Annotated in this window: 12 protein-coding genes; all 12 read right to left on the reverse strand. The window is 44.8% G+C overall.

All coding sequences use genetic code 11. The features are described 5' to 3' along the window. Window positions 1–98 precede the first annotated feature (98 nt). The 12 genes from FLK61_RS17870 to atpG all read right to left on the reverse strand — a co-directional run bounded on the left by FLK61_RS17870 (window position 99) and on the right by atpG (window position 12,638). Window positions 99–467, reverse strand: coding sequence for a DNA-directed RNA polymerase subunit beta (locus FLK61_RS17870; protein ID WP_176010708.1), 369 nt, complete (start codon window positions 465–467; stop codon window positions 99–101). A gap of 28 nt (window positions 468–495) precedes the next feature. Next, window positions 496–1,326 carry a flagellar hook-basal body protein gene (locus tag FLK61_RS17875; RefSeq protein WP_176010709.1) on the reverse strand — a complete coding sequence of 277 codons (831 nt, stop codon included), beginning with the start codon at window positions 1,324–1,326 and terminating at the stop codon, window positions 496–498. A gap of 13 nt (window positions 1,327–1,339) precedes the next feature. After that, window positions 1,340–2,155: a flagellar hook-basal body protein gene (locus FLK61_RS17880; RefSeq protein ID WP_176010710.1), complete on the reverse strand. Its 816-nt coding sequence runs from the start codon at window positions 2,153–2,155 to the stop codon at window positions 1,340–1,342. A gap of 21 nt (window positions 2,156–2,176) precedes the next feature. Next, window positions 2,177–3,181: a rod shape-determining protein gene (gene mreB / locus FLK61_RS17885; RefSeq protein WP_176010711.1), complete on the reverse strand. Its 1,005-nt coding sequence runs from the start codon at window positions 3,179–3,181 to the stop codon at window positions 2,177–2,179. Between the two features lie 378 nt (window positions 3,182–3,559). Beyond that, entirely contained in the window at window positions 3,560–3,844 is a 285-nt protein-coding gene (gene spoIIID, locus FLK61_RS17890; RefSeq protein ID WP_176010712.1) for a sporulation transcriptional regulator SpoIIID, read from the reverse strand. 424 nt (window positions 3,845–4,268) lie between these two features. Beyond that, a complete protein-coding gene (gene spoIIQ, locus FLK61_RS17895) occupies window positions 4,269–5,018 on the reverse strand; it encodes a stage II sporulation protein SpoIIQ (protein ID WP_176010713.1) in 750 nt (249 codons plus the stop codon). A 61-nt stretch (window positions 5,019–5,079) separates the two neighbouring features. After that, window positions 5,080–6,060 (reverse strand): stage II sporulation protein D, encoded by a 981-nt coding sequence (gene spoIID, locus FLK61_RS17900; protein ID WP_249777631.1) that lies wholly within the window; start codon window positions 6,058–6,060, stop codon window positions 5,080–5,082. A gap of 894 nt (window positions 6,061–6,954) precedes the next feature. Beyond that, complete coding sequence (gene murA, locus FLK61_RS17905) at window positions 6,955–8,265, reverse strand: UDP-N-acetylglucosamine 1-carboxyvinyltransferase (protein WP_176010714.1); 1,311 nt, start codon at window positions 8,263–8,265, stop codon at window positions 6,955–6,957. A 281-nt stretch (window positions 8,266–8,546) separates the two neighbouring features. Beyond that, the gene (locus FLK61_RS17910) at window positions 8,547–8,780 is read right to left on the reverse strand and encodes a DUF1146 domain-containing protein (protein ID WP_176010715.1); all 234 of its coding nucleotides are present in this window, start codon (window positions 8,778–8,780) and stop codon (window positions 8,547–8,549) included. Window positions 8,781–9,804: 1,024 nt separating this feature from the next. Further along, the gene (locus FLK61_RS17915) at window positions 9,805–10,209 is read right to left on the reverse strand and encodes a F0F1 ATP synthase subunit epsilon (protein ID WP_430708821.1); all 405 of its coding nucleotides are present in this window, start codon (window positions 10,207–10,209) and stop codon (window positions 9,805–9,807) included. Window positions 10,210–10,288: 79 nt separating this feature from the next. Next, on the reverse strand, window positions 10,289–11,701 hold the full coding sequence (atpD, locus tag FLK61_RS17920; RefSeq protein ID WP_176010717.1) for a F0F1 ATP synthase subunit beta: 1,413 nt from the start codon (window positions 11,699–11,701) through the stop codon (window positions 10,289–10,291). 52 nt (window positions 11,702–11,753) lie between these two features. Then, a complete protein-coding gene (atpG, locus tag FLK61_RS17925; RefSeq protein ID WP_176010718.1) occupies window positions 11,754–12,638 on the reverse strand; it encodes an ATP synthase F1 subunit gamma in 885 nt (294 codons plus the stop codon). Window positions 12,639–12,676: the final 38 nt, after the last annotated feature.

Genomic DNA, 12,676 nt, shown 5'->3' on the forward strand with positions numbered 1-12,676 from the left:
TGCTGGCACTTGGTTTGTCCTCCACCTCCCTCGCCCTTTCTCCACTCAAAAACAAAAAAGCCTACTCCTCTATAGAAGTAAGCTGTTTTGACATTGTACTATCTTTCACGCTCAAACTGCGTGCCGTCAAAGATAATATCGTAGATGTGGTACCATGTCTCTGGATTTAAAACATCAGTTGGATTATCTCCTTCACCAACAATGCCATATCCCACCATTGCACCGACAACTAAGCTACCTAAAAGCGCTGCGATGACTAGAATAATACGAATCCAAATTGGGATGATGCGAAAGCGGCCTTTTCGTTTACGAGGCTTCTTTTTGCTTTTAGAGCCTTTAGACTCCTCAACCTCTTCATCGCCGCTTTCTTCTATAGAAGCTTCGTTATTATTCTTTTTACGCTTCTCTTCCGCCTCACGCTCTAGGCGGCGCGCCTTGCGTGAGTTCTTCTCTGTCTCATTTGACATATGCATTCCGTCCCCTTGCCTCAAGCTATTAGCGCAGATTCGTAATCATACCCATCATTTGATCCGTCATTTGGATCGCGCTTGAATTAAACTGATAAAAACGTTGTGCCGATAGCATGTCTGCCATCTGACGAGCCGTGTCTACGTTGGCCATTTCAAGTGCTCCCTGTTGCACAACCTGTGCATCGACACCTTCCTCCATCACATCTTCCATCGCGAGGTTTAAATCGTCTAGGTTAGGAAACGTATAATAATTTTCTCCAAGGCTAGTAAGAAGCTGAGGTCGCGTAATGTTTACAAGTTGAAGTGTTGCTACCTCTTCTTCGTTACCATCGATATCAACCGTTGAGATTACACCTGATTCGTTGATACGTAGCTGGAACGGATTTGCTGGTAGGACAACTGGGTTGCCATCAGCTCCAAGTACGAACTCTCCTTGCTGATTCACAAGATTATTCTGCCCTTCTACCCCTGGTACAGGGCTTAAATAGAAGGATCCAGAGCGCGTAAAGCGTCTTTCTCCATTCTCTGTGGGTGAAACCTCGAAGAAGTAGCCAGGAGCCGTTAGTGCGACATCCAGGTCTCGCTCTGTCATTTGCATATCACCCTGCTCAAAACGTAACGCCGTTTGAGAGATAACCGCACCACTACCGCGGCGAATTCCTTCTGGTGACTCTCTGCCAGCTTCGTAAGGTCCAACACGCTGGTTGTTTACCTGTTGGAATAACAAATCTGAGAATGATGCTTCCCTACGTTTAAAGCCAGTCGTATTGGCGTTTGCAAGGTTGTTACCGATTGTATCAAGCTTATGCTGAATCTGTCCCATTGTAACGGATGAGTTAATCATCGATTGATTCATGTATTATGCCCCCTTAGCCAATTCGACCGACATCATTGACGGTACGTTCTAAACTTTGATCGTATGCTTGTAAAAACTTCTGGTTCGCTTCGAATGAACGGAGTGTTGCCATCATTTCTGTCATAGAGCGCTCTGGATTAACATTTGAGCCTTCGACAAAGCCTTGTTGTAGTTGATATGTCGTGTCTGGATTACCTACAGCAGTGACAATGTCCTCATCCCCATCATAGCGAAGGAAGCCTTGTCCCTCTTTAACTAGCTGTGCTGTATCTGAGATAACAACTACGTTTATTTGTCCAACGATATTTTCGTCCTCATCAATAATCTCGCCATTACGCTCGACGCGGAAGAGCTCATTTTGGACCGCGATTGGCTCGCCGTCTGTGCCAAGAATGTAGTTGCCCTCAGGAGACGTGAGAAAGCCTTGTCCATCAATCGCAAAGTTACCATTGCGAGTATAGCGAATCTCTCCATCGTTATTTTGAACCTGGAAGGCTAACATGGCATCGTCGCCATCCTCTGTTTGTGGCACAACACCTTGCATGAGCGCGACATCGGTAGGGTTAGTCGTCTCAAGCAGACCACCCTGTCTAAAGTCAGGCAAGCGCTCCTGAAGATATACACCTGTTGTCAGTTCCCCAACGCGTTCACGTCCAAAGCGCTGATCCGTGCCCATCGCTTCGACTAGCATATTAGGAAACGTGCGCAGCGTCGCTTGATCTGCTTTGTAACCTGGTGTGTTTATATTGGCCATGTTGTTTGTCAGCATTTCCTGACGACGCTGTTGCGCAATCATACCGGCTCCAGCTGTGTACAATCCTCTAAGCATTGATTACTCACCTCTTTATCGTTATACGCGAATTCGGTTACGGTTGACTCTATCTAAATTCTCTAAGAGAATGCCTGTCCCATTTGCAACACAGTGCATTGGATCCTCTGCGATTAAAACTGGTACCTTTAATTCTTCCGCTAAGAGCTGGTCGATTCCGTGTAAATAAGCCCCGCCGCCTGTAATAATGATCCCGCGGTCTATAATGTCCGCAGAAAGCTCCGGCGGTGTTTTTTCTAATACATTACGCGCAGCTTGCACGATGTGCATCACTGCTTCCTCCATCGCAATACGAATTTCTTCTGATCCTACTTCGATCGTGCGAGGTAGACCACTTACCATATCACGTCCGCGTATCTCGATCTTCTCATCGCGAGCTCCAGGGAATACTGTTCCAACTTCTTTTTTAATATTTTCAGCAGTACGCTCTCCAATTAGGAGCTTATACTGCTTTTTAATGTAATTTAAAATGTCTGAGTCAAAGCGATCACCAGCAATTTTAATGGACTCTGCCGTTACGATGTCCCCCATAGATAGCACCGCAACATCTGTCGTTCCGCCACCGATATCAACAACCATGTTCCCGCTCGGTTGCCAAATATCCATGCCTGCTCCAACTGCCGCTACCTTTGGCTCTTCTTCTAAGTAAATATTCTTTCCGCCACTCTTTTCAGCCGCTTCACGAATCGCCTTTTGCTCCACGGAGGTAATATTAGTCGGGCAGCAAATTAAAATACGAGGCTTCGTAAACCAGCCCTTCACCTTAATTTTTGCTAGGAAATGCTTTAGCATCGATTCTGTTGTGTCAAAGTCTGCAATAACTCCGTCCTTTAACGGACGAATCGCTACGATGTTACCTGGAGTACGTCCAACCATGCGGAATGCTTCCTCACCGACTGCAAGCACGCGCTTCGTCTGCGTATCAATCGCAACAACCGATGGCTCGTTGAGTACGATCCCGCGCCCCTTCACGTGAATAAGTACGTTCGCCGTACCTAAATCAATTCCAATATCCCGTCCAAACATAAATGTATCCTCCTAATTGCTTCGTTAAGAAACTTAGTCTATGCTACTTTTATAATTACTTGTATGCATCCATTACATCGGAGTAAAAGACGCTAGTTTATTTCTAAAAGGTATTAGTAAACACGTACGTGTTAGTGATGGAGATCATTTAATAGCAGGTTTTACCTATGTATGCCCACTTCTTAAGACACAGGGACAGCTTCCTACATTATTCTCCTCATCTTAACATTTTATCACAAGTTTCCACATATAAGAAAATAGAATTTGCCTGTTTTTTTCGACAACGGACAAAAACGAAAAAAACCGTGAAAAGTCACGGTTTTTAGGGAAGGCTTTTAGTTATTATTGATGCGTGCTAAGGTTCCTTCCACCCTTTCACTAATTAGGTTGTAATGGGCGCTTTTTTGACTGGACGTTCCGATTCCTGTACTTCACTTTCGTCGCTTCTCCCCCTCTAAGATGTCGAATCGCTTTATGGTAGTCGAGAATACTTTTCACCTCGTTATACAGCTCCGGATGTACTTCAGGAAGCCGCTCTGTTAAATCTTTATGCACCGTACTTTTTGATACCCCAAACTCTTTTGCTATCGTTCTGACCGTCTTTTTTGTTGCTACGATGTACCTTCCAATCTTGATCGTTCGCTCTTTGATGTAGTCATGCACATCCTTCGCCTCCTAATGTCGGCGCGCCATTAGCGCACACTCTCGTGATGTCGGTCTGATACATCGTATGAGAAAAGGAGGGAAGATAGACCGAGTGTTTAGAGGACAAGTGGAGGTAGCTTCGGCGCAAGTTGAATTGCAGAACTTTTTTTGCTAAGCATGTAAAAGCGTACGCGATTTTGTCCCTGCGTACGCTTTTTCCGTTCTACGTACGCAATCTCTCTTCTGCGTACGCGACACTCCTTACCTTAAAATTGCTAAGAGCCTTCTCACAAAAATCAAGAGTACCCTCATCATAACCACTGCACCCAAACGAAAAAAGCTCTCGAAGCTGGCAGATCCGGAGACCTGACAGCTCTGAGAGCTGCACGTAATCTTTATACTAGTTGGTTCTTAATTAACATAACGCGTGGTACTCACACCCTTACGGCGTAGGCTCTGATTCCGCCTCACTAGCTTCCCCTTCAGGAGCTGATGGCAACGACGTAATTGGCTGATCAATCGCATCCATCGGATTTAACGGAATACCATCTTTACGGATCTCAAAGTGCGCATGCACGCCCGCTTCCTCATTATATCTGTTGCGTCCAGCTTGACCGATTACGTCACCCTGCTCTACCTCATCACCCTCAGCAACTGTTACATCACTTAGACTCTGATAAATAGAGACAACACCGTCTTTATGCTCGATGTGAACAACTTGTCCAAACAGCGGGTCCTCATTTGCTTTTACGACACGGCCACTCATGGAAGCTGCTACATCAAATGTTTCACCCTCAGAAGAAGCAAGATCAATACCTTTGTTCTGATAGTAGTAATTATTGTAGTGGACGAACGCCTTTTCTAACGTCTCTTCATCAGCATCAAACTCATGGAACGTTCCTACAACATCAACGTTTTGCGCTGGCAGTGCGAATGTCTCTGGCTCTTCGTGACTTGTTACAGGGACAGCATCCTCAAGCTCATTGTTATCCTCATACGCTGCATCATCCATGTTTACCTCTGCCTCTGGAGGCGCCTCGCTAGCTTGCTCGTTATTTAGCGATGTCATCCCCATATAGGCTGTCAGTGCAATGGCCGATACTGTCAAATAGAGAGCCGGCATTGCCCAACGCTGCTTCATTACCCGACTGATTTTTGTTTTAAATGAATTCGATTCTTGATTTGATTTCATTTTTTCATCACCTCAGCAACCATTGTCGCCATTTGGTGAGAATATATACATTTATTACAAATTAATTTTTAAATTTTCCTCCATAACCATCCTCGACCACTACTCCCGAATAATAATGATGCAAAATAGTCTCATATTTTTGCCCATCAAGCGCCATCTGATTCGCCCCGTATTGACTCATCCCAACGCCGTGACCCCAGCCACGAGTCGTGATCGTGACCCCAGTCGCACTCTCTACCCACTCAAACGCGCTCGAATCGAGCCCAAGCTTCTCACGTACCTCACGCCCAGTCAGCGTCTTGCCTCCGATCTCAAACTCTGCAACAGCACCACCCTCCGTGAGCGCACTGATACGCCCACCGACAGATACCCCAAGCCCACTTGCTACCTCTTCGTGAGAAACCTCATAAACCTTCTCATATTTCGGCGACGACGAATCCCAGTCGCTCGTTACACTTCTCAAGTACGGCAACGCGCCTCCCCAATAGTCCTCTGCATTTTCCGTTTTCCCGCTACTTGTCGAGAAAAACGTCGCAACTATGGGCTCACCTTCGTACGTTAAGACTTCTCCCTGAGTCGCAATTACGGCATGTTGGATCTTCGTATAATACGTATCATACTCATTGCCCCAGGTCTCGCGAAGCTGCGCTTCGTCTTTAAAGACTTGGTGCGCTGTTGTATCCGTCACATCTTGTCCATCTAATAATTGCCTTAGGAAATACGTTCGTGCTGCAACAGCCTGCGCTTTTAACGCTTCTTCCTCATAAGAAGCCGGCATTTCTGCTGCTACAACGCCAATAATATACTCTTCAAAAGCTAGTTCCTCTGATTCATTCGTTTCTGATCGTGTAATAGATACAGTCGGTTCTTGCACGTCATCCGCTTTATGTACTGCTTTCATTACAGCTTGTCCATTTGGTTCAGACGCAACGTTGTCTGTGTGTAGCACTGTCACGAGAAGCGCAGGAAGCAACAGAATAAGAATCAGCCCTACAAATAGCGTAAGTAAATACTTTTTAATATGTTTGTTTTGTTTTTTCATATAGCACCTCCCTTTGTCTCCATCCTATGCAAGGAATGGACGAACTATACAAAGGGAAATCGGGAAATAGAGACGGGAACACTCATTCTTTCCCGGGAAATAATCCAGATTAATAAAGTGCCAACTAGTTTAGTTCAAGTGCCTCAGCTCTTCGAGCTATGTTGATTAAGGGCTAACTCGTTTTGTTCAGTCTTATTAGATCATAAGGTAAGAAGAGTCAGCTCTCCGAACGCCCTACGACATTAGCAGGGTCTGAATCTGAGCCTACTCGTCGGCAGAGGTCGACTACCATCTCCCTCTAAACGCCTTCCTGCGAGGTCTCATCTCCAGCCTTATCCTGCTAATTGTCTCCGAGCACTCTCCGAGTCTGCCTCCTTTTTAGCTTCTTTAGGACAAAGTTTAGACCAAAATAAAAGCAAAACCTCAGTGAAGAGAAAATTATAGTGCATTTTCAAACACTGATCTCCATACATATACGAAATGAATTCAGCTACTTCTTTTTAAAAAATAAAATATATTCAGTGCAACTTTAAGTAAATTAGCTCTTTTTTGAAACGTCTATCTCTATTTTGTTAAGCACTTTTAAAACAAACAGAGAGCTGGCAGACCCGGAGAACATTCGGAGACAATCCATAGGGGTATGAGGTTTTTGAGATCCCACAGGAAGCGTTTAGGAGGAGACGAAAGTCGACTCCTGCTGACGAGGAAGCTCAAAGACCGGCCCTATGGATGTCGTAGAGTGTTCGCAGGGCTGACAGCTCGGAGAGCAGATTTAAACTACATTGCACCTAAGCAATTTAGCTCAGAGAGCTAAGGCACTTGAACTTAAACTAGTTTCCATAATAAAAGGTGCACCGACATTATGTCGATGCACCGTACGTTCGTATAGGAATATTATGATACCGCGTTTGACTCTACTTTCTCTTCAGTCTGAACAACTGCATCATCATTTACTCGCTCAATATCAGCACCAAGTGCCGCTAGCTTTTCTGTGAAGTTCACATAGCCACGATCAATGTGCTTCAATTCAGTAACACGCGTGTAACCATCTGCAACTAGTCCAGTTAATACAAGCGCTGCTCCAGCACGTAGGTCTGTAGAAGATACCTCTGCACCTTGTAGCTTAACAGGACCATTAACGATGGATGTACGACCCTCAATTTTGATATTCGCGTTCATGCGACGGAACTCTTCAACGTGCATAAAACGATTTTCAAAAACAGTCTCAGTCACTACGCTCGTACCTTCAGCCATGTTCATCATAGCCATCATTTGTGCTTGCATATCAGTTGGGAAACCTGGGTGTGGCATTGTCTTAATATCAACTGCTTTTAATTTCTCAGGACCAATAACGCGTAGTCCATTTTCGATTTCTTGAATTTCCACGCCCATTTCAATCATTTTAGCAATAACAGGACGTAGGTGTTCTGGAAGTACATTATCAATGCGAACGTCGCCACCAGTGATAGCTGCTGCTACCATAAAAGTACCCGCTTCAATACGGTCTGGAATGATAACGTGATCCGCCCCGTGAAGCTCTTCTACTCCATCGATGCGAATAGTGCCTGTACCAGCACCACGTACTTTACCACCCATTGCGTTGATGTAATTAGCTAAACATACGATTTCTGGCTCTTCAGCGGCATTCTCTAAAATTGTTGTTCCTTCTGCCATAGAAGCTGCCATGATAATATTTTCTGTCGCGCCAACGCTTGGGAAATCAAGATAAATCTTTGTTCCCTGAAGACGTCCATTCACTTTTGCTTCAATAAAGCCGTTGCCAATCTCAACATCTGCTCCCATTGCTTCAAAGCCTTTTAAATGCTGATCAATAGGACGTGATCCAATTGCACATCCTCCAGGAAGTGCGATTCGTGCATGTCCTGTGCGTGCTAGAAGTGGTCCCATTACTAGGAATGATGCACGCATTTTACGTACATATTCGAATGGAGCCTCTACTGCAAGCGTGTCCTCTGCATTTACTTGTATATGATTTGTACCGTCGTAGCTTACTTCTGCGTTTAAGTTACGAAGCACTTCATTGATTGTGAATACATCTGCTAATGCAGGTACATCATAGATATTACTTGTTCCCTTGCTAGCTAAAATAGATGCGGCAATAACAGGCAATACAGCATTTTTTGCGCCTTCAATGCGCACCTCACCCTGTAATCGCTTGCCACCGCGTACGATAATTTTTTCCAATATATTCCCCTCCGCGTCCAATTTCTTATGTTATTCGTATTCCGTCATTATCTTTCCCGTGCTAGGCTAATGTCTGCGTTGTAGTAGGCATCCATATATTCATTTATTTGGTATCAATAGTTAGTCCATTTTTCGCGCGCCGCGGGTGCATAAAATGACATAGAACGGCCATGTTGCCATTCTAAAAACCAAAATCAAATTCCGTCAGCTCAACATTTCTTTAACAACATTTTGCCCTTATACCAATCATTCATGTATGGAATTATCGGCTAAGTGCTGCGTTAAAACAAATCACTAATCATAGTCGACCAGTTTAAATAGTTAAGTAAGAAACTCGTGACGAGATGGCTTAAGGCGATGGTAAAGATAATCATCAGACCTTTCGCTTTTATACCGTCGGGATCCTTCACAAATAAATCAAAGCGAAATGATTGCACGCACCACCAAACTACAGTGACGACCATCAAGCTGATCAATATGTTAAATAAAGATTGCTGTCCGATCGAGTCAATCACAACGTCGTCCCTCCGTTATCCCTTTACGTTTCTTCTTTTACGAACTATGTCCTCTTTTGCCGAAACATGTGCTTGGGCACAATTGGACACATTGTTAATCTTAGCCGAAACTACTGCGCTTGGCTAGGTTTTTTCCCCTCGAAAAGAGCGGAAATTTGTAGTGCTTTTGATTCATTTTTCCCAAATTGCTTGTTCATTTGTAGTGGAAGCGCTTTCCTTGCGCACACATATTCGTAGTGTGCTGTTTAATTAAAACCTGCACGCTGTTATAGTCGATATTTTTCTATATAAGTTACGGCAATTTTAATTATTTTCTTAGCTGTATTAGTTAGTATTATTATATGAGCAATGGACTCAATGGTGTTCTATTTCACTTTTTACCTGAATTTTAAACCACGAATATGTCAAATCTACCTATTTTCTCATAAAGGTAAAGCTTGCATTACACTGTTCGTCGTTCACTGACAGATTATGTCTGTTTATGTGGAAACATTTGTGGAGGTTCGGCGATGTGTTTTTATTGGAAAATATCGTCGAAGTTTGGGGGATGGGGTGCTTATTTAGTTATGGCCTTTGTTTATTTGTTTTTTGTGAATGGTTATCTGATTATGCCCTTCGATCATTCGTCCCTGCTTCTAACTGAGCCGAGATCACAGTATGACGGAAAGCAAAACCCGATCTATTGCTCAACTGCCACTGTATCAAAATCTCTTTTGTGGTAGTAGCACATAGCAACTTTAGATTTAGAAGCTGGGTCTTTATTTCGATTCCGATCTTGTGATAACTGGTCGCATTCTTGTGATTACTAAACTGTATTTTGCGATAACTAATCTCGGTTTCGTGATAACTGACCCCCATTCTGTGATAACTCCTCCACATTCTGTGATAACTACACCATATAATGTGATAACTCTCATCAGTTTCGTGATAACTGCACCGCATTCTGTGATAACTCCCACCAACACGCTCCACACAAAAAGGCCCGCGCATAAGCGCGAGCCTTCTCTGTATGAACAATATTGATTTAACGGTTGCCTTCTCCTGTTGATACGTCGAGGCGGTTGACCGCACGCTTTAGAGCGAGCTCTGCGCGTTTGAAATCGAAATTGTCTTGTTTAGCTTCTTTTAGGCGTTTCTCGGCGCGTTCTTTCGCTGCGCGAGCACGATTTACGTCAATATCCGACGGTAGTTCAGCAGACTCTGCTAGAATGTTTACCTCATCTGGGCGTACTTCCATGAAGCCACCGCTAATTGCAATAAGGTGAATCTCTGAATCCTTTTTGATTCGAACCGAACCGATTGCGAGAAGCGCAACGAGTGGTAAGTGATTTGGAAGTATTCCAAGCTCACCAGTAACCGTACGTACGCTTACCATCTCGACTTGGCCGCTGAATACGCTGCCGTCTGGAGTGACGACGTTTGCTTGCATCGTCTTCACCGTTCATCCTCCTTCGTCGAAAGGACACTTCCTTAAGAGAGAAAACACTCTCTGTAAGGAAAATCACTTTTTATTGCATTTGCTTCGCTTTATCGAGTACATCTTCAATACGTCCAACAAGACGGAATGCGTCCTCAGGAACGTCATCATGCTTACCGTCAAGAATTTCACGGAAGCCTTTGATTGTTTCCTGAACAGGCACGTAAGAACCTGGCTGACCAGTGAACTGCTCGGCTACGTGGAAGTTTTGAGATAGGAAGAACTGGATACGACGCGCGCGGCTAACCGTTAGCTTATCTTCTTCAGATAGCTCGTCCATACCAAGAATCGCGATAATGTCCTGAAGCTCCTTATACTTTTGAAGCGTTACCTGTACTTCACGGGCAACAGCATAGTGCTCGTCTCCAACGATCTCAGGAGATAATGCACGTGATGTAGATGCAAGTGGGTCTACGGCAGGGTAGATACCCATCTCAGAAAGCTTACGCTCAAGGTTTGTTGTTGCATCTAAGTGGGCGAATGTTGTAGCCGGCGCCGGATCCGTATAGTCATCGGCTGGTACATAGATCGCTTGGATAGATGTTACAGAACCCTTCTTCGTCGATGTGATTCGCTCTTGAAGCTGACCCATCTCCGTCGATAGCGTTGGCTGGTAACCTACGGCAGAAGGCATACGTCCTAGTAGGGCTGATACCTCCATACCTGCTTGTGTGAAACGGAAGATGTTATCAACGAATAGAAGTACGTCCGCGCCTTTTACGTCACGGAAATGCTCTGCCATTGTTAAGCCAGTTAAGGCAACGCGCATACGCGCTCCAGGTGGCTCGTTCATCTGACCGAATACCATCGCTGTTTTGTTGATTACGCCGGAATCCTTCATCTCATAGTAAAGGTCGTTCCCCTCACGAGTACGCTCCCCTACACCTGCGAATACAGAGATACCGCCGTGCTCTTGTGCGATGTTGTTGATTAATTCTTGGATAAGTACGGTTTTACCTACACCGGCACCACCGAACAGACCGATCTTACCACCCTTAACGTAAGGTGCTAGAAGGTCTACTACCTTGATTCCAGTCTCAAGGATTTCTGTTTCTGTTTGAAGCTCGTCGTAAGCTGGTGCTTCGCGGTGAATTGGATCACGTGCAACGCCTGCTTCGATTGGCTCATCTAAATCAATATTTTCTCCAAGTACGTTGAATACACGACCAAGCGTGATATCTCCAACTGGTACTGAGATTGGCTTTCCTAGATCAAGTGCATCCATCCCACGTACGAGACCATCTGTAGACGACATCGCTACAGTACGAACTGTATCGTCACCTAAGTGGATCGCAACCTCAAGCGTTAAGTCGATGTCAACTTCGCCTGCTGTCTGAGCGGTACGCGTTACTTTGATCGCGTTATAAATCTCGGGTAGCTGGCCGCGTTCGAACTTTACATCTACTACCGGACCTGTTACCTGCGTAATCCGTCCTTTGTTCATCGTCTTTCCTCCTTCAAAACGCCGATGATCCTTAAGAATCAATAGGCTTCTATTAGCTTTGGGCTGCAGCTCCACCAACAATCTCGTTAATTTCCTGCGTGATTGCTGCCTGACGCGCTCGGTTGTAAACGAGTGTCAAGTCACCGATGAGGTTATCTGCATTATCTGTTGCGGAACGCATAGCCGACATACGAGCACCAAACTCACTCGCCTTCGCATCTAATAGCGCACCGAAAATTAAGCTTTCTGCATAGTGAGGTAAAAGCTGCTCTAAAATAGAGTCTGCGTCTGGCTCATAAAGGTAATCAAGCTTGCCTACCTTCGTGTCGCCATCTGCTTTTACATCCTCCGCTAGACCAGTTAGTGGAAGTACCTTTTGCTCGGTTACCTCTTGGCTAATGGCACTCACGAAGTGGTTGAAGTGAATGTACACTTCATCAAATACTCCGTCGACAAACATTTGCACCGTTGTCTGGGCAATGTTTTTAATGTCGTTGTAGTCTGGACGATCTGGTAATCCGATAATTTCTTGGAAGATTGGCATATTGCGTTTCTTGAAGAAATCACGGCCGATACGTCCTAAAGCAACGATTCCGTACTCATCAGGAGAGCTGTGACGCTCATTGATAAGCTTTGCCGTTTGTCGTAAAAGCCCACTGTTGTATGCTCCGCAGAGACCTCGGTCAGACGTGATTACGATATAACCAGTCTTTTTGACTTCAGCGCGGTTTTCGAGCATTGGGTGAGAGACACCCTCAGTACCTTCGGCAATACTTGCTACTACCTCACGGATTTTATTCGTATACGGCTGGAAGGCTTCCGCTTTTCCTTGGGCACGGTTAAGTTTTGCTGCTGATACCATTTCCATTGCCTTCGTAATTTGCTTCGTCTTCTTTGTTGAGCCGATTCGTGTCTTTATCTCTTTTAAAGACGCCAACGTTCTTCACCACCTTATACGTCCGAGGTGTCCCATTG

Source organism: Paenalkalicoccus suaedae (assembly GCF_006965545.2).
GTDB classification, from domain to species: domain Bacteria; phylum Bacillota; class Bacilli; order Bacillales; family Salisediminibacteriaceae; genus Paenalkalicoccus; species Paenalkalicoccus suaedae.